The organism is Leifsonia sp. 2MCAF36 (genome assembly GCF_052115525.1).
Taxonomy (GTDB): Bacteria; Actinomycetota; Actinomycetes; order Actinomycetales; family Microbacteriaceae; genus Leifsonia.
Genome location: NZ_JBFRGV010000002.1, coordinates 172,574 through 189,874, shown reverse-complemented (window position 1 = coordinate 189,874; position 17,301 = coordinate 172,574). Strand labels below are relative to the sequence as shown.

The 17,301-nt window shown below is 69.6% G+C and carries 15 protein-coding genes and 1 other RNA gene; 11 read left to right on the top strand and 5 right to left on the bottom strand.

Annotated features, from left to right (window positions below; translation table 11 throughout):
* Positions 1-67: 67 nt before the first annotated feature.
* On the bottom strand, positions 68-3,091 hold the full coding sequence (locus AB4079_RS04440) for a bifunctional [glutamine synthetase] adenylyltransferase/[glutamine synthetase]-adenylyl-L-tyrosine phosphorylase (protein WP_441786080.1): 3,024 nt from the start codon (positions 3,089-3,091) through the stop codon (positions 68-70).
* Between the two features lie 10 nt (positions 3,092-3,101).
* Positions 3,102-4,439 carry a type I glutamate--ammonia ligase gene (gene glnA / locus AB4079_RS04435; RefSeq protein ID WP_441786079.1) on the bottom strand — a complete coding sequence of 446 codons (1,338 nt, stop codon included), beginning with the start codon at positions 4,437-4,439 and terminating at the stop codon, positions 3,102-3,104.
* A 93-nt stretch (positions 4,440-4,532) separates the two neighbouring features.
* On the opposite strand from glnA, the gene AB4079_RS04430 reads away from it, so the two are divergent.
* Genes AB4079_RS04430 through panB form a run of 3 tightly spaced genes read left to right on the top strand, consistent with a single transcriptional unit; the run spans position 4,533 to position 6,065 of the window.
* Entirely contained in the window at positions 4,533-4,793 is a 261-nt protein-coding gene (locus tag AB4079_RS04430) for a hypothetical protein (RefSeq protein WP_441786078.1), read from the top strand.
* On the top strand, positions 4,790-5,176 hold the full coding sequence (locus AB4079_RS04425) for a type II toxin-antitoxin system VapC family toxin (RefSeq protein ID WP_441786077.1): 387 nt from the start codon (positions 4,790-4,792) through the stop codon (positions 5,174-5,176). Before AB4079_RS04430 ends, AB4079_RS04425 begins: the two co-directional genes overlap by 4 nt.
* A gap of 37 nt (positions 5,177-5,213) precedes the next feature.
* Positions 5,214-6,065, top strand: a complete 852-nt coding sequence (gene panB, locus AB4079_RS04420; protein ID WP_441786076.1) for a 3-methyl-2-oxobutanoate hydroxymethyltransferase — start codon at positions 5,214-5,216, stop codon at positions 6,063-6,065.
* Here panB and AB4079_RS04415 read toward each other — a convergent pair.
* On the bottom strand, positions 6,062-6,271 hold the full coding sequence (locus AB4079_RS04415) for an SPOR domain-containing protein (protein WP_441786075.1): 210 nt from the start codon (positions 6,269-6,271) through the stop codon (positions 6,062-6,064). The two genes, panB and AB4079_RS04415, sit on opposite strands and share 4 nt — an antisense overlap.
* Positions 6,272-6,283: 12 nt before the next feature.
* Between AB4079_RS04415 and map the strand changes: the two genes are divergently transcribed.
* From map to AB4079_RS04375, 8 genes are all read left to right on the top strand, one after another.
* The gene (map, locus tag AB4079_RS04410) at positions 6,284-7,150 is read left to right on the top strand and encodes a type I methionyl aminopeptidase (protein ID WP_441786074.1); all 867 of its coding nucleotides are present in this window, start codon (positions 6,284-6,286) and stop codon (positions 7,148-7,150) included.
* Positions 7,151-7,223: 73 nt separating this feature from the next.
* Positions 7,224-8,069: a polyphosphate--glucose phosphotransferase gene (gene ppgK, locus AB4079_RS04405; RefSeq protein WP_441786073.1), complete on the top strand. Its 846-nt coding sequence runs from the start codon at positions 7,224-7,226 to the stop codon at positions 8,067-8,069.
* Between the two features lie 226 nt (positions 8,070-8,295).
* Positions 8,296-8,385: a potassium-transporting ATPase subunit F gene (locus AB4079_RS04400; protein ID WP_441786072.1), complete on the top strand. Its 90-nt coding sequence runs from the start codon at positions 8,296-8,298 to the stop codon at positions 8,383-8,385.
* The gene (gene kdpA, locus AB4079_RS04395) at positions 8,385-10,037 is read left to right on the top strand and encodes a potassium-transporting ATPase subunit KdpA (RefSeq protein ID WP_441786071.1); all 1,653 of its coding nucleotides are present in this window, start codon (positions 8,385-8,387) and stop codon (positions 10,035-10,037) included. Before AB4079_RS04400 ends, kdpA begins: the two co-directional genes overlap by 1 nt.
* 1 nt (position 10,038) lies before the next feature.
* The gene (gene kdpB, locus AB4079_RS04390) at positions 10,039-12,201 is read left to right on the top strand and encodes a potassium-transporting ATPase subunit KdpB (RefSeq protein ID WP_441786070.1); all 2,163 of its coding nucleotides are present in this window, start codon (positions 10,039-10,041) and stop codon (positions 12,199-12,201) included.
* A gap of 28 nt (positions 12,202-12,229) precedes the next feature.
* On the top strand, positions 12,230-12,850 hold the full coding sequence (kdpC, locus tag AB4079_RS04385) for a potassium-transporting ATPase subunit KdpC (RefSeq protein ID WP_441786069.1): 621 nt from the start codon (positions 12,230-12,232) through the stop codon (positions 12,848-12,850).
* 14 nt (positions 12,851-12,864) lie between these two features.
* The gene (locus AB4079_RS04380) at positions 12,865-15,420 is read left to right on the top strand and encodes an ATP-binding protein (protein WP_441786068.1); all 2,556 of its coding nucleotides are present in this window, start codon (positions 12,865-12,867) and stop codon (positions 15,418-15,420) included.
* Positions 15,417-16,109, top strand: coding sequence for a response regulator (locus tag AB4079_RS04375; RefSeq protein WP_441786067.1), 693 nt, complete (start codon positions 15,417-15,419; stop codon positions 16,107-16,109). The genes AB4079_RS04380 and AB4079_RS04375 overlap by 4 nt, the downstream gene beginning before the upstream one ends.
* A gap of 11 nt (positions 16,110-16,120) precedes the next feature.
* On the opposite strand, the gene rnpB is transcribed toward AB4079_RS04375, so the two are convergent.
* Together rnpB and AB4079_RS04365 are read right to left on the bottom strand one after the other, a co-directional pair.
* An RNA gene (gene rnpB, locus AB4079_RS04370) (RNase P RNA component class A) lies at positions 16,121-16,489 on the bottom strand.
* A gap of 71 nt (positions 16,490-16,560) precedes the next feature.
* Positions 16,561-17,295 carry a zinc ribbon domain-containing protein gene (locus tag AB4079_RS04365; protein WP_441786066.1) on the bottom strand — a complete coding sequence of 245 codons (735 nt, stop codon included), beginning with the start codon at positions 17,293-17,295 and terminating at the stop codon, positions 16,561-16,563.
* Positions 17,296-17,301 lie beyond the last annotated feature (6 nt).

The following is a 17,301-nucleotide window of genomic DNA, read 5'->3' as shown; positions in this document are numbered from 1 at the left end:
CGGTCGGCGAAGGAGTGGAGCATACGCAATAGTAACGCGGTGCATTAATAACGTCAAGCGTTACTATCTACGCGGTGGGCGGCGGGCGCAAGGGCAGGCCGTAGAAGCCGCGCTCGAAGACCTGGCGGGCGCGGCGGGTCACGGCCAGGTAGTCCTCCTCCAGCCGCGAGGCGGAGCCGGGAGGGTACTCCATCAGCCGCGCGACGCCGTCGAGGGCGACGCGGTCCGAAGGCAGCACGTCAGCTGTCTTGTCGGTCCAGAGCGTCATCGCCGAGCGGGTGCGAGAGGCGAAGAGCCACGCGTCGCGCAGGCGGGCCGCATCCTCCTCGGTCACGAAACCGTGCGCGGCGGCCGCCGCCAGCGCGTCCAGAGTGGAGGTCGTGCGCAGGGCGGTGACCTCGGCGGCGTGCTCCAGCTGGATGAGCTGGACGAACCACTCCACGTCGCTCAGCGAACCACGCCCCAGCTTGAGGTGGCGGGACGGGTCCGCGCCCTGCGGGAGGCGCTCGTTCTCGACCCTGGCCTTGATGCGCTTCACCTCGCGCACCTGCTGTTCGCCGATGTCGTCGGGATACCGGACCTCGTCGGCCAGCTCGGCGAAGTCGGCGAGGAGTGCGGCGTCCCCGGCGATTCCTCGGGCGCGGAGCAGCGCCTGCGCCTCCCACGTGAGCGACCAGCGCCGGTAGTAGGCGCGGTACGACTCCAGGGAGCGGGCCGGCGGGCCGTTCTTGCCTTCAGGCCGCAGACCGATGTCCAGGTCGAGCGGGAGGCGGTTGTCCTCGGTGAGACGGTTGAGCTCCGACACGATCGCCAGGGCGCCGCGGTTGGCCGCGTCCTGCTCCGCATCGAGCGGACGGAACACGTACATCACGTCGGCGTCGGAGCCGAAACCCAACTCCCGGCCGCCGAACCGGCCCATCGCGATCACCGCGAACTCGAACTGGTCACTCTCGCCGCGAGCCGACCGGACCGCCTGCAGCACGCCGCCGATGATGTTCTCGTTGACGTCGGTCAGGCCGTGGGCGAGCTCCTCGATGGTGGCGAAGCCGAGGATGCCCGAGATCGCGAGCCGGAGGACCTCCCGACGGCGCATCGCGCGCAGGGCGGAGGCCGCCGCGTCCACCGACTCGTGCCGCGCCAGGATCGCGGCGGTCTCATCCCGGAGCAGGGCAGCCGGTCGCGGACGGAGCTCGTCCTCCGACTCCAACCATGCCGCCGACTCGGGGATACGCCCCAGCAGCTCCCCGGCGAACCGTGACCCCGACAGCACCCGGGTCAGACGCTCGGCGGCGCCGCTGGAGTCGCGCAGCATCCGGAGGTACCAGTGGGTGCCGCCGAGCTCCTCGCTCAACCGGCGGAAGGTCAGCAGCCCGTAGTCGGGGTCCGGGCCGTCGGCGAACCACTGCAGCATCACAGGCAGCAGGTGCCGCTGGATGGTCGCCCGCCGTGAGACGCCGGAGGTGAGCGCGCCGATGTGGGCCAGCGCACCCCGAGGGTCGCGGAAGCCGATCGCCGCGAGCCGCGCCTCCGCCTGCCCGCTGGTCAGTCCGGCTCCCCCGGCCAGGCGGGCGTCCTCGCTGGAGGTCGCCGCGACAGCGCTCAGCAGCGGGCGGTAGAACAGGCGCTCGTGGAGACCGCGCACGCGGTGCTTGATCTCGTTCCAGGTGGCCAGCAGCTGATCCGCATTGGCCGCCAGACCGGTTGCCCGCGCCAGGATGCGGACGTCGGCCTCCTCGCGCGGCATCAAGTGTGTGCGAGTCAGGCGACGCAGCTGGAGGCGGTGCTCCATGAGCCGAAGGGAGCGGTAGTCGTGCGAGAAGGCCGCTGACTCCTCCCGCCCGATGTAGCCCTGGGCGGCCAGCGCCGCGAGCGCACCGAGGGTGTCCCGTTGCCGGACCCGTTCGTCGGTCTGCCCGTGGACCAGCTGCAGGAGCTGGACCGTGAACTCGACATCGCGCAGCCCGCCCGGCCCCAGCTTCAACTGGTAGTGCACCTCGTCGTCCGGGATGTTCTCGGTGACGCGAACGCGCATGCGCTGCACGGACTCGACGAAGTTCTCGCGGGAGGCGCTGCTCCACACCTTCGGGGCGAGGGCGTCGACGTAGCGCTCCCCCAGTGCCCGGTTGCCGGCGAGGGGACGCGCCTTCAGCAGCGCCTGGAACTCCCACCCCTTCGCCCACCGGTCGTAGTAGGCGAGGTGCGATTCGAGCGTGCGGACGAGCGCGCCGTCCTTGCCCTCGGGCCGCAGGTTGGGGTCGACCTCCCAGAGGCCCGGCTCGATCGCGGGCTCGTAGATCCCGCGCATGGTCAGCATCGCCAGCCGCGTCGCGATGTCGACGGTACGACCCGGCTCGAGGCCCGCATCCTCGACACCTTCGGTGACGAAAATGACGTCGACGTCGCTCAAGTAGTTCAACTCTCGGGCGCCGGCCTTGCCCATCCCGATGACGGCGAACGGTGTGGCCCGCACCTGCGCCTCAGGGAAACGGCCCGGACCGGTGCCCACCGTCATGCGACGGGCGACGGCGAGGGATGCGTCCAGCGCCGCCGCGGCGAGGTCGCTGAGGGCGGCGGCCACCCCGTCGAAGCCTGCTACGGGGTCCACCTGCTCGAGGTCGAATGCAGCCAGTTGAACGAGGCGGCGGCGGTACCGGATGCGCAGGGCGGTCCACCCGCTCTCGTCGGCTTCGGCGGCGACGCCGTCGACCGCATCGACCGCGTCCAGGAGGTCGTTGCGCAGATCGTCTGCCGACGGAAGGTCGCGCGTCGGACGAGCGAGCGCCTCGAGCTGGTCGGGCTGCCGTAGAAAGAACTCCGCGATCCCCTCCGACGCCCCGATCACCCGGAACAGGCGCCGGGCGTCCTCTTCGGAGCGGAACGACTCGGCCGCCCTGTCGGGCGCCTGCCGCACCAGGCGGAGCGCCCAACTCAGCGCGGTATCCGGGTCGGCGGCCACGGAGATCGCGCCCGCGAGGGTCTCCGCGGGCAGACCGGTGAGGTCGGCGAGCTCGTCCAGCTCGGCCCGGACGGAGCTCAACCCGACGAACCCGGCGCGCGCCAGGGCGGTGAGGGAGAGCTGTTGCCGGGTCACGACGAACGGGTCAGAGGATCTCGAGGTTCGACCGCAGCTCGTACGGGGTGACCTGCGCCCGGTACTCCGACCACTCGCGGCGCTTGTTGAGCAGGACGTAGTTGAACGCCTGCTCCCCCAGCGTCTCGGCGACGAGCTCCGAGTCCTCCATCAGCGAGATGGCGTGGTCGAGGCTCGCAGGAAGCTGGCTGTAACCGAGCGCACGACGTTCCCCATCGGAGAGCGCCCAGACGTTGTCCTCCGCCTCGGGCGGGAGCTCGTACTGGCCCTCGATGCCCTTGAGCCCGGCTGCGAGCAGCAGCGAGAACGCGAGGTACGGGTTCGCCGCCGAATCCATGGCGCGATATTCGACGCGCGAGCTCTGACCCTTGTTCGGCTTGTACAGCGGGACGCGGACCAGCGCGGAGCGGTTGTTGTGCCCCCAGCTGACGAAGCTGGGCGCCTCATCCCCGCCCCACAGGCGCTTGTAGGAGTTGACGAACTGGTTGGTCACCGCGGTGATCTCCGGCGCGTGGCGCAGCAGACCGGCGATGAACTGGCGGCCGATCTTCGACAGCTGGTATTGGGCGCCCGCCTCGAAGAAGGCGTTTGTGTCGCCTTCGAAGAGCGACATGTGCGTGTGCATCCCGGAGCCCGGGTGCCCGGACAGCGGCTTCGGCATGAACGTCGCGTAGACGCCCTGCTCGATCGCCACCTCCTTGATCACCGTGCGGAACGTCATGATGTTGTCCGCCGTGGTCAGCGCGTCGGCGTAGCGCAGGTCGATCTCGTTCTGGCCCGGACCGGCCTCGTGGTGGCTGAACTCCACCGAGATGCCCAGGTCTTCGAGCATCCGCACCGAGCGGCGGCGGAAGTCGTGCGCGGTGCCGCCTGGCACGTTGTCGAAGTAGCCGGCGGAGTCCACGGGCTCAGGACCCTCCTGGCCGAACGCCGACGACTTGAGCAGGTAGAACTCGATCTCGGGATGCGTGTAGAAGGTGAAGCCGCGGTCGGCCGCCTTCTCGAGCGTCCGCTTCAGGACGTTGCGAGGATCGGACACGGCAGGCTGGCCGTCCGGCGTCGTGATGTCGCAGAACATGCGGGCCGTCGGGTCGATCTCGCCGCGCCACGGCAGGATCTGGAACGTGGTCGCATCCGGGAGCGCGAGCAGGTCGGACTCGTAGTTGCGCGTCAGGCCCTCGATGGCGGAGCCGTCGAAGCCGAGCCCTTCGCTGAAGGCCCCCTCGACTTCGGCAGGGGCGATGGCGACGGACTTGAGTGTGCCGACAACGTCGGTGAACCACAGCCTCACGAACTTGACGCCACGCTCCTCGATCGTGCGAAGAACGAAGTCGCGCTGCTTGTCCATCCTGCCCCTTTCCTCGGCCGCTCCCAGACTAGTGGGACAGCGAGCTCGATGAGGCGGTGCAACACCATTGTGTGGGGTGGTACACTTCGAGCCATGCCTACGACTCTGCTCCGCACCCAAATAACCCACACTCCGTCGGTGACACGTGCGCTGCAGGCCGCTCGCGAGACCTGGTCGGCCGAGACGGACGGCAAACTCCTGTTGCACCTGATCGAGGTGGGCGAGCGAGCACTCCGTGAGCAGCGCGACCGCGATGATGAAGGACGACGGGCGGAGATAGCTCGGATCAGCGGCCGATACGCACACGCGTTCATCGAAGGGACGTCGAGCTTTCGCGGAGGTCGGGCCGAATGACCTTGGTCCTGGATGCGAGCGTGCTCATCGGATTGCTCAATCCGAAAGATGCGCATCACGCAGCATCCTCGGAAGTGTTCGCCCTGGAGCGCCGGTTCTTGGTCCATCCCGTTAACGTCGCGGAGGCACTCGTACACCCGCATCGGGTAGGGCTCGGGCTGGAGGCCTTCGAAGACCTGCGAAGCCTGGGCGTCGTCCCCACACATCTCGGCGAGCGGGGGCCGCTCATCCTGGCGGGGGTCCAGGTGACTGACGGATTGAGCGAGATGGACGCCTGCGCGCTCGGCCTGGCGATGGACAACGACCTACCGCTGGTCACCTTCGACAGGCAACTGGCCTCAGCAGCTAGTAAGCGCGGACTGCTCCAACCGGCTCCCGCGTGACTCGGGCCGCGCGTCGCGCCGTCACTAGACTGGCCGCATGAGCGAGCAGTCACCGGTGCCCTCCGTCCATCCCGCCACGTCATCGATGGAGGCGCTCAAGCGCGTACGCACCCGCCACTTCCAGGCGGCGAAGGAAGAGGGCTCGCCGTTCACCGGGCTGACCAGCTACGACATGCTCACGGCGCAGATCTTCGATGAGGCCGGGATCGACTTCCTCCTCGTCGGCGACTCGGCCGGGAACAACGTTCTGGGCTACGACACGACGCTTCCGGTGACGGTGGACGACCTCATCCCGCTCACCCGTGCCGTCGCCAAGGCTGTGAAGCGCGCCTTCGTCGTCGCCGACATGCCGTTCGGCTCGTACGAGACAGGTCCGCTGGAGGCGTTGCACACCGCCGTGCGCTTCATGAAGGAGACCGGCGCGCACGCGGTGAAGCTCGAGGGCGGACGGCGCAGCGCCGAGCAGATCCGGCGCATCGTGGACGCGGGCATCCCCGTCATGGCGCACATCGGCTTCACACCGCAGAGCGAGCACGGCCTCGGCGGTCACCTCGTGCAGGGCCGCGGCGACAGCGCCGACGAGCTCCTGGCCGACGCGCACGCGGTGGAGGAGGCCGGCGCGTTCGCCGTCGTCCTCGAGATGGTGCCGGCCGAGGTGGCGAAGCGGGTCACGGCGGAACTCCGCATCCCCACGGTCGGCGTCGGAGCCGGCCCGCACGTCGACGGGCAGCTGCTGGTGTGGACGGACTGGGCCGGCTTCACGACCGGGCGCATCCCCCGCTTCGTCAAGCAGTACGCCGATCTGAAGACGGTGCTCGGCGATGCCGCCGCCGCCTACAAGGCCGACGTCCAGGGCGGGACGTTCCCCGGCCCGGAGCACAGCTTCTAGCGGTTGTCCTCCGCGTCCTCCTCCGCCCACTTGGCGGAGTTCTCGCGAAGCTTCTCGAGCGCGTGCTCGGCCTCCTCGCGGGTGTCGAACGGGCCGACGCGGTTCGGTGCGGGAGACAGGAAACCCTGCTCGACCTCACCGGTCTTCATGTTGTACCAGTACTTGTGCTCGGCGTCCTGCTTGATGCCGTACTCGTCGCTCGTCATAGAGTTGATCGTATGCCCAAGGATTCCGCCGGTCACCTCCTCCCTGGCCGCGTCACCGCGATGCGCCCGGTGCCCAGCCGCATCCCGCGACCGGAGTACGTTGGCCGGCCGGGACCGGCGCCGTACACGCGCGGCGACGTCTACACGCCCGGCGAGGTGGAGTTGATCCGCGAGTCGGGGAGGATCGCCGCGCAGGCGATCGCGACGGTCGGCGAGGCGGTGCGCCCGGGCGTGACGACCGAAGAGCTGGATGCGATCGGGCACGAGTTCCTGCTGGCCCACGACGCCTACCCGTCGACCCTCGGCTACCGCGGCTTCACGAAGTCGATCTGCAGCTCGGTCAACGAGGTCGTCTGCCACGGCATCCCGGACGACACCGTGATCGAGGACGGCGACATCGTCAACATCGACATCACGGCCTACAAGAACGGGTTCCACGGCGACAGCAACCAGACCTTCATCGCGGGCACAGCCTCCGAGGAGGTGACGCAGCTGGTGGAGCGGACCAGGGAGGCCCTCAATCGCGGCATCAAAGCGGTCGCACCGGGTCGTCAGGTCAACGTCATCGGGCGCGCGATCGAGTCGTACGCGAAACGCTTCGGATACGGCGTCGTGCGCGACTTCACCGGTCACGGGGTCGGAGCGGCCTTCCACTCCGGCCTGATCATCCCCCACTACGACGCGGCACCCGCCTTCGACGACGTGATGGTGCCCGGGATGGTGTTCACCATCGAGCCGATGCTCACGCTGGGCACGCACGAGTGGGAGATGTGGCCGGACGACTGGACGGTCGTCACCCGCGACCGCAGCATCACGGCCCAGTTCGAGCACACCCTGGTCGTGACCGAGCGCGGGGCGGAGATCCTCACCCTCCCCTGACGCCGAGCCGCGGAGACGCGGAGCCGCGGAGCCCCCGCCGCCGTGACCGGCGAATGCGCGGTAGATTCGTGCCATGACTTCGCAGAAGCACGCGATCGGCATCGACATCGGCGGCACCGGGATCAAGGGAGGGCTGGTCGACCTGACGACCGGCGAGCTGGTCAGCGACCGGGTCAAGCTGCCCACCCCGGACGGCGGCAAGCCGGACGACATCGTCGAGACGACCAAAGAGATCGTCGACCAGCTGGCGAAGGCGGAGCCCGACGCGCCGGTGGGCGTCTGCTTCCCCGCGATCGTCAGTCACGGCGTCACCCTGTCGGCAGCGAACGTGGCGAAGGACTGGATCGGCCTGCACGCCGAGAACCTGTTCGAGAAGGCACTGGGGCGCGACATCCACTTCGTCAACGACGCGGACGCGGCCGGCTACGCGGAGACCCGCTTCGGCGCGGCTAAGGGCAAGGACGGCCTCGTCATCATGACGACGCTGGGCACCGGCATCGGCTCGGCACTCATCTACGACGGCATCCTCATCCCCAACGCCGAACTCGGCCACATCGAGATCGACGGTCACGACGCGGAGTCGCGCGCGGCGTACTCGGCCAAGGAGCGTGACGACCTCAGCTGGGAGAGGTGGGCCAAGCGCCTGCAGAAGTACTACTCGGCCGTCGAGTTCCTGTTCACCCCCGACCTCTTCATCGTCGGAGGCGGGGTGTCGAAGCACTACCAGGAGTTTCTGCCGCTGCTGAAGCTGAAGACGCCGATCGTGCCGGCCGTGCACCGCAACAACGCCGGCATCCTGGGCGCCGCCGCGCTCGCTGTCCGCAGCGAGCGCCGGCAGGCCGGCCACCGCGGCCGCAGCGGCGAGGTCGGCACGCCGGACGACGCTCCGACGCCCGCCGGCGTCACGCCGGGCACCTGACCCGGCCTCCCGCGCCAGCGTCCCGCAGAGATTCGTGGCCGGGGCGTTAGGGATGCGTTAGGACGCTCCTCCCGCACCGTGCGCGGGTGTGGACTCTCTCCTGCTGCGACCGATCGGTCGCAGCGTCCAGATGGATGGAGAGAGTCGTGCTCGACGTCGTCTACCTCCTCGCCGTGGCCGTACTCGCGCTCGTCGTGGGTCTGGCCGGCCGGGGGGTCGAGAAGCTGTGATCGTGATCACTCTGATCGCCGCGCTGCTGGGGGTGGCCGCGATCGGCTACCTGGTGGTCGCACTGGTGAGACCGGAGCGGTTCTGATGGCGCCGGGAGTACTCCTGTTCGTCGCCCAGCTGGCGACGGTCGTCCTCGTGCTCGCCGTCGCCCACCGACCGCTCGGCGACTACATGGCGCGGGTGTTCACCTCGCCCACCGACCTGCGGGTGGAGCGCGGCGCCTACCGGCTGATCGGTGTGGATCCGCGCTCGGAGCAGTCCTGGCCCGCGTACCTACGGGGCGTGCTGGCGTTCTCGGTGGTGGGCATCCTGTTCGTGTACGGGATGCAGCGGCTGCAGCAGTTCCTGCCGTACTCGCTGGGCATGCCCGCCGTGCCGGAGGGGACCGCCTTCAACACCGCGATCTCATTCGTCACCAACACGAACTGGCAGTCGTACTCCCCCGACGTCACCCTCGGCTACACCGTGCAGGCGGTGGCGCTGGTCGTGCAGAACTTCGTGTCGGCCGCCGTCGGCATCGCTGTCGCGGTGGCGCTGGTCCGCGGGTTCGCCTCCCGGTCGACCGGCACCATTGGGAACTTCTGGGTGGACCTGCTGCGCGCCACCGTCCGCATCCTGCTGCCGCTGTCGCTGGTGGCTGCGGTCGTGCTGATCGCCGGCGGTGTCATCCAGAACCTCAACGGTTTCGAGCACGTGACCACGCTGACAGGGGCGACACAGTCGATTCCCGGCGGGCCGGTCGCATCGCAGGAGGCCATCAAGCTGCTCGGCACCAATGGAGGCGGCTTCTTCAACGTCAACTCGGCGCACCCGTTCGAGAACCCGACAGCGTGGACCAACCTGGTTGAGATCGTGCTCATGCTGCTGATCCCGTTCTCCCTCCCACGGACCTTCGGGACGATGGTCGGCGACAAGCGTCAGGGGTACGCGATCCTGGCGACCATGGGGCTGCTGTTCGCCGTCTCTCTCGTCGCCATGACGGTGTTCGAGTCGACCAGCGGATCCCTGGAGGGCAAGGAGACGGTGTTCGGCGACCTCGGCTCGACGCTGTTCGACACGACCAGCACGGTCACCTCGACCGGCGCGGTGAACTCGATGCTCGACAGCTACAGCCCGCTCGGCGGGATGATGGCCCTGATCAACATGATGCTCGGCGAGATCGTACCGGGCGGCGTCGGCTCGGGACTGTACGGCATCCTCGTCATCGCGATCATCGCCGTGTTCGTGGCCGGCCTCATGGTCGGACGCACGCCGGAGTGCCTGGGCAAGAAGCTGGGGCCGCGGGAGATCAAGCTGGCCAGCCTCTACATCCTGACCACCCCTGCGATCGTGCTGATCGGCGCCGGGCTGACGTTCGCCGTTCCGGCGATCCGGGCGGATGTCGAGAAGACCTCGATGCTCAACCCCGGTCTGCACGGCTTCAGTGAGGTGCTGTACGCGTTCACCTCGGCGGCCAACAACAACGGCTCGGCGTTCGCCGGGCTCACCGCTGCGACGCCCTGGCTCAACACGGCTCTCGGAGTTGCGATGTTCTTCGGACGGTTCCTGCCGATCGTGTTCGTGCTCGCCCTCGCCGGCTCTCTCGCCGCGCAGGGCCGCGTGCCCGCGAACGCCGGCACGCTCCCGACGCACCGCCCGCAGTTCGTCGGGCTCCTCACCGGGACGATCGTGCTCGTCTCGGCCCTGACCTACTTCCCCGTTCTCGCGCTGGGCCCCCTGGCGGAAGGACTGAACTGACATGACCACCACCCTCCCCACCTCCATTCCACCGGCTCCCCCTTCGGCCCGGAAGAGCGCGGCGCCGCCCCGGGCCTTCACCGGACGGCAACTCCTCGCCGCCCTCCCCGGCGCACTGCGGAAGCTCGATCCCCGCTCGATGTGGCGCAACCCTGTCATGTTCATCGTCGAAGCAGGCGCTGCGCTGACGACCGTCGTCGCCGTCGCACAGCCGTTCGTCAGCTCGCCGGCGACCGGCCCCGCGGCGGCAGGCCCCGCCGGACTGGCCTTCACCTGGTCCATCGCCGTCTGGCTCTGGCTCACCGTCGTCTTCGCCAACCTGGCGGAGGCGGTGGCCGAGGGCCGCGGGAAGGCGCAGGCTGCGACACTCCGGCAAACCCGCTCGACGACGCAGGCCAACCGCGTCCAGCGCTACGACGAGGCCGACCCGGATGCCCGGGAGACAGCGGTCGAGCAGGTGGCGTCGAGCGACCTGCGGCTCGGCGATGTCGTCGTCGTGACCACCGGTGAGCTCGTCCCGGGCGACGGTGATGTCATCCACGGCATCGCGACCGTGGACGAGTCGGCGATCACCGGCGAGTCCGCGCCGGTGGTACGCGAGTCGGGCGGCGACCGCAGTGCCGTCACCGGCGGCACCCGCGTGCTCTCCGACCGGATCGTGGTGCGCATCACCAGCAAGCCGGGCGAGACCTTCGTCGATCGGATGATCGCACTGGTGGAGGGCGCCTCACGCCAGAAGACGCCGAACGAGATCGCGCTGAACATCCTGCTGGCCAGCCTGTCGATCGTGTTCGTGGTGGTCGTGCTCGTCGTGCAGCCGGTGGCCGGCTACTCGGACGCCGCACCGACGGTGCCGGTGCTGATCGCGCTGCTGGTCTGCCTCATCCCCACCACCATCGGCGCTCTGATCTCGGCCATCGGCATCGCCGGCATGGACCGCCTGGTCCAGCACAACGTCCTCGCCATGTCGGGTCGCGCCGTCGAAGCGGCGGGCGACGTCACCGCCCTGCTGCTGGATAAGACGGGCACCATCACCTACGGCAACCGCCGCGCGAGCGACTTCGTCGCGGTCGGCACGACCTCCGCCGACGAGCTCGTGCGGGCGGCGGCGCTGTCGTCGCTCAGCGACCCGACACCCGAGGGCGTCTCCGTCGTGGAGTTGGCGGAGACCCGCGGCTACAGCCGGTCCGACCGGGTGAGCGGTGAGATCGTGCCGTTCACCGCGCAGACCCGGATGAGCGGTCTCGACCTCCCCGACGGGACGCAGATCCGGAAGGGTGCCGCGAGTTCGGTCATCTCCTGGGTGCGCACGGCCAGCGAACCCTCCGATGCGGTCCTGGGCGAGCTGGAGGCGCAGGTCGAGCGCATCTCTCAGGACGGCGGCACCCCGCTCGCCGTCGCAACGCGGGTGGCCACCGGCGAGGCGTCCCTGCTGGGCGTCATCCACCTCAAGGACGTGGTCAAGGAGGGGCTCGCCGAGCGCTTCGCGGACCTGCGCCGGATGGGCATCCGCACGGTCATGGTCACCGGCGACAACCCGCTCACCGCCCGCGCGATCGCGGCGGAGGCCGGCGTCGACGACTTCCTGGCCGAGGCGAAACCCGAGGACAAGCTGCAACTGATCCGGAAGGAGCAGGAAGGCGGACGGCTCGTCGCGATGACGGGAGACGGCACCAACGACGCTCCGGCGCTCGCCCAGGCGGATGTCGGTGTGGCGATGAACACCGGGACGTCGGCGGCGAAGGAAGCCGGCAACATGGTCGACCTCGACTCCGACCCGACCAAGCTGATCGACATCGTCCGGATCGGCAAACAGCTCCTGATCACGCGCGGAGCGCTGACCACCTTCTCCATCGCCAACGACGTCGCGAAGTACTTCGCGATCATCCCGGCGATGTTCGTGGCGACCTTCCCCGGCCTCGGGGCGCTGAACGTGATGGGTCTGCACTCCCCCGCGTCGGCCATCCTCTCGGCGGTGATCTTCAACGCGATCGTCATCGTCCTGCTGATCCCGCTCGCCCTCCGCGGGGTCCGCTACCGGCCGGTCGCCGCCTCCCAGTTGCTCAGCCGCAACCTCCTCATCTACGGTCTCGGCGGGATCGTCGCCCCGTTCATCGGGATCAAGCTGATCGACCTCGTCGTCTCCCTCCTCCCCGGCTTCTGACGCTCAGAACCTGAAAGGCACTCCGCACATGAATCGTCTCCGAGGCGCCTGGCGCCACTACTGGGTCGCGCTGCGTGCCATGGTCGTACTGACCGTGGCGCTGGGCATCGGCTACACCCTCATCGTCACCGGGATCGGGCAGCTCGCGTTGCCGGCGCAGGCGAACGGCTCACTCGTGACCGAGCGCGGCACGGCCGTCGGCTCGGCGCTGATCGGGCAGTCCTTCACCGACGCGAAGGGCGCACCCCTCGCGCAGTGGTTCCAGTCGCGCCCGTCCGCCGCGACCGCGAACGGTCCGGCCGGCTACGATGCCTCCGCCTCGTCGGGCAGTAACCTGGCGGCCTCCAACCCCGCACAGGCGAAAGCCGTCCGTGAGCGGACAGCCGCGATCGCGGCGTCGGACGGCGTGCTTGCCTCGCAGGTTCCGGACGACGCGGTCACCGCCTCCGGCTCTGGCCTCGACCCGCACATCTCCCCCGCATATGCGCTGCTCCAGGTGAAGCGCGTGGCCGAGGTGCGCGGGCTTCCGGAGGACGCCGTCCGGAAGCTCGTGACGTCTAGGATTCAGGGACGGGACCTCGGCTACCTCGGGGAACCGACCGTGAACGTGCTCCAGCTGAACCTGGCCCTGGCCGCGCTGGACCGATAGCAGAGGGCGGACGCATGCCTCGTGGTCACCTCCGGGTGATGCTCGGCGCCGCCCCCGGCGTGGGCAAGACCTACGCGATGCTCGAAGAGGGCAGACGGCTGAGCGCTCTGGGCAAGGATGTGGTGGTCGCCATCGCGGAGACGCACGGCCGCGCCGCCACCGCTGCGATGCTCGACGGCCTCGAGATCACTCCCAGGTCGACGACCGAGCACCGCGGTGTGACCCTGGACGAGCTGGACCTGGATACCGTCCTGCGACGTGCACCGCAGGTCGCACTGGTCGACGAACTGGCTCACACCAATGCCCCCGGATCGCGCAACCCGAAGCGCTGGCAGGACGTCGAAGCCATGCTGGACGCGGGCATCGACGTCATGTCGACGGTCAACATCCAGCACATCGAGTCACTGGGCGACGTCGTCCAGCAGATCACCGGTGTGCAGCAACGGGAGACGATCCCGGACGCGGTCCTGCGGCGTGCGGACCAGATCGAAGTCGTCGACCTGGCCCCGCAGGCGCTGCGCGACCGCCTCGCCGAGGGCGTCGTCTATCCCTCCGCCCGGATCGACGCAGCACTGTCGAACTACTTCCGGCTGGGCAACCTGACCGCTTTGCGTGAGCTTGCGCTGCTCTGGCTGGCCGACGAAGTGGACAGCGCGCTGCAGCGCTACCGTGCCGAGCACGGCATCGCGGGCACCTGGGAGGCGCGCGAGCGCGTGGTCGTCGCACTCACCGGCGGCCCCGAGGGCGAGACCCTGCTGCGGAGGGGAGCCCGGATCGCGGCACGCAGCGCCGGTGGCGACCTGATCGCGGTGCACATCACCAGCCCGGACGGCCTGCGCGAGGCGGCACCAGACGCCCTTGCGGCTCAACGTTCGCTGGTCGAGCAGCTCGGCGGCAGCTACCACCAGGTCGTCGGCGACGACATCCCGAGAGCGCTGGTGGAGTTCGCCCGAGGTGAGAACGCGACCCAGCTCGTCATCGGGGTCTCCCGTCGTAGCCGGCTGGCCGCGCTCCTCACCGGGCCCGGGATCGGCGCGACCGTCATCCGCGCATCCGGCGACATCGACGTTCACATCGTCTCCCACGGTCGGGCGGGGGGACGATTCTCGTTGCCGCGACCGCGCGGCGGCCTGACCGCTCGCCGCCGGGCGTATGGCTTCGCGGTCGCCCTCGTCGGCGGCCCCCTGCTGACGCTGGCGCTCGCGAACTCACGCTCTCCCGAGTCGATGACCGCGGATGTGCTGAGCTACCAGCTGCTCACCGTGGTGGTCGCGCTGGTTGGAGGCATCTGGCCGGCGCTCTTCGCCGCGCTGCTCTCGGGACTCACGCTGGACTACTTCTTCGTGGAGCCGCTCTACACGATCACCGTTGGCGAGCCGCTGCACCTGATCGCCCTCATCCTCTACGTGGTCATCGCCGCCCTGGTCAGCCTGGTCGTCGATCTCGCGGCACGACGCACCCGCGAGGCGCGGCGCGCGGCGGCGGAGGCGGAACTGCTGGCGACCGTCGCGGGCGGTGTCATCCAAGGCGAGGATGCCGTGCAGGCGTTGGTGACGCGGACCCGCGAGGCGTTCGGCCTCACCTCGGTGCGGTTGTGGTCCGCCGACGGCGCCGAGCTGATCGCAGCCGACGGCGACGCGACGGGCGCGGACACGGCTAACACGGCTGGCTCGACTGGCACAACCGGCATGCCTGATGAGGCCGACGCCGAATCGGGGACGCAGCGCCTGCCGGTCGGGTCGCGGGCGGTTCTGGAGCTGTCCGGCCGGGACCTGGAAGCCGGGGATCGACGCCTCCTCGCCGCGATCGTCGCGCAACTGGACGCCGCCCTGGAGCATCGGATCCTCGCCGCAACCGCCTCCGAGCTGGACGCGCTCGCCGAGGCCGACCGGGTACGGACCGCGCTGCTGGCCGCCGTCGGGCACGACCTGCGCCGACCGCTCGCTGCGGCCACAGCCGCGGTCACCACGCTGCGTCAGCCCGATCTCCCGCTCAGCGTCGACGACAGGGAGGCGCTGCTGGAGACGGCCGAGGACAGCCTCCGCGGGCTGGCCGGCCTCGTCACCGACCTGCTCGACGCGAGCCGGATCCAGGCAGGCGTCCTCGCGGTGTCGCTCGCCTCGACTGAACTCGACGACATCATCCCGCCCGCGCTCGACGAGCTCGGGATCGGTCCAGGCGATGTCGAGCTGGAGCTGCCCGCCGACCTCTCACCCCTGCTCGCCGACGGCGTCCTGCTGCAGCGTGTGGTCGTCAATCTGCTGGGCAACGCCCTCCGCTACAGTCCGGTGGGTGTCCACCCGGTCCTCGCCGCGAGCGAGTTCGCCGGCACCGTGCAGCTACGTGTCATCGATCACGGTCCGGGCATCCCCGCCGAACGCCGGGAGGCCGTCTTCGCGCCGTTCCAGCGACTCGGCGACACCGACAACGACAGCGGCATCGGGCTGGGCCTCGCCCTCTCCAAGGGTTTCGTGGAGGGCATGGGCGGGTCGCTCGAAGCGGAGGACACCCCGGGCGGCGGACTCACCATGGTGATCGCGCTCCCGGCATCCGGGGAGGACGCCGCATGAGGATCCTGATCGCGGACGACGACCAGCAGATCCTGCGCGCGCTGCGCATCCTGCTGACCGCCCGCGGCTACGAGGTGCTGACGGCCCGCACCGGCGCCGAAGCCGTCACCGAGGCCGTCGAACACCACCCCGACCTGGTGATGCTCGACCTGGGGATGCCGGAGCTCAACGGCATCGAGGTGATCGAGGGGCTGCGCGGCTGGACGAGCGTGCCGATCCTGGTCGTCTCCGGCCGCACCGGGTCCGGCGACAAGGTGGATGCGCTCGACGCCGGCGCGGACGACTATGTGACGAAGCCGTTCGCGGCGGATGAGCTTCTCGCCCGGATCCGCGCCCTTACCCGGCGACAGCAGGCCGTTCCGGACGAGCCGGTCGTCATGTTCGGGGACGTGACGGTCGACCTGGCCGCGCGCCAAGTCACCCGGCGGACCGCGGACGGGTCGGACACCGTGCGGCTGACACCGACCGAGTGGACGATCCTCGAAGTGCTGCTGCGGAACCCCAGCCGCTTGGTGACCCGCCAGGCGCTGCTGACGCAGGTGTGGGGGCCGCAGTACACCAGCGACACGGGCTACCTGCGGCTCTACCTTGCGCAACTGCGCAAGAAGCTGGAGCCCGAGCCGTCGCGACCCCGCTACCTGCTGACCGAGCCGGGGATGGGGTACCGGTTCTCTCCGGACTCCGCCTGAGGCGGCGGAAGGGAATGGGCCGGCTGATACGCCGGGTTCTGTCACGGTGCGCTGCACCGCGGACGGCCATCTATCTCGGGACGACGTTGCCGCCGCCCTCCAGCGGTCTACCCGGGGACGAGACGAGCAGCCTCATGGTCCCCTGTCCGACCTTGCTCCGGGCGAGGTTTACCCAGCCGGCCGGGTCACCCCGGCCGCTGGTGGTCTCTTACACCACCGTTTCACCCTTACCGCGGGCCGGAGCCTGCGGCGGTCTGCTTTCTGTTGCACTTTCTCGCGGGTTGCCCCGGGTGGGTGTTACCCACCGCCCTGCTCTGCGGAGCCCGGACGTTCCTCGGCGGCCCGCTGACGCGAACCGACGCGACCGTCTTGCCGACCCATTCCGGGCTCCACCCTAGCGCAGGCGCCGGTGGGCGGATGGGCCGATCAGCGTGAAGTGACGAGTCCGGGGTCAGAGCCCGGATTCTTCGCCGCGAACCAGGATCGCACTGCTGTCCGGGCAGAGCACGACGTCGTCCGCGGCGGCCTTGCGGATGTCCGAGAGGTCGGACTCGGTCAGCTTCACGTTCGATCCCATCGAGACGCCGCGCACGAGTGCCGCGGCGCCGAGGCCGTAGCGGGCGCGTTGCCGCTCGTACAACTCCACCAGATCGGCCGGCAGCGCCTCGGCGATGGTGGCCCGGTCGGCCGCTGCCGCCTTCCGCTGCACCTCCAGCTTCGCGCCCTCCTCGGCGCGCTGCGCCTCCAGCGCCTCGACCCGGCCGCTGAGCTCGGCGCGCTCCCCCTCGACGGCGGCGAGCGCCTCTTCTAAGCCCTCGACGCGTTCCATGACCGTGAGCTCGATCTCTTCGAGGTCGTCCTTGCGCTTGGCGAGGGACGCGAGCTCGGACTCGAGCGCCTGCACATCTTTCACGGACGACGTCTGCTGAACGCGGTCGCTGTCGCGCTTGACGCGTGCCTCGACGATCTCGACGTCGGATTCCACCCGCTTGAGTTCGGCGCGGGCGTCCTCCAGTTCACCGGTCGCGGCGATCCAGCGCGCGCGCAGGGCGTCGACCTCCGGCTGCAGCTTCGCCAGTTCGGCCGACTGCGGGAGGTTCTTGGTGGCGTGCGCGAGCTGCGCCAGGCGGGTGTCGGCGGCCTGGAGGCGCAGGAGCTCGTTCTGGTCGGCGGGACTGGCTTTCACGATGCG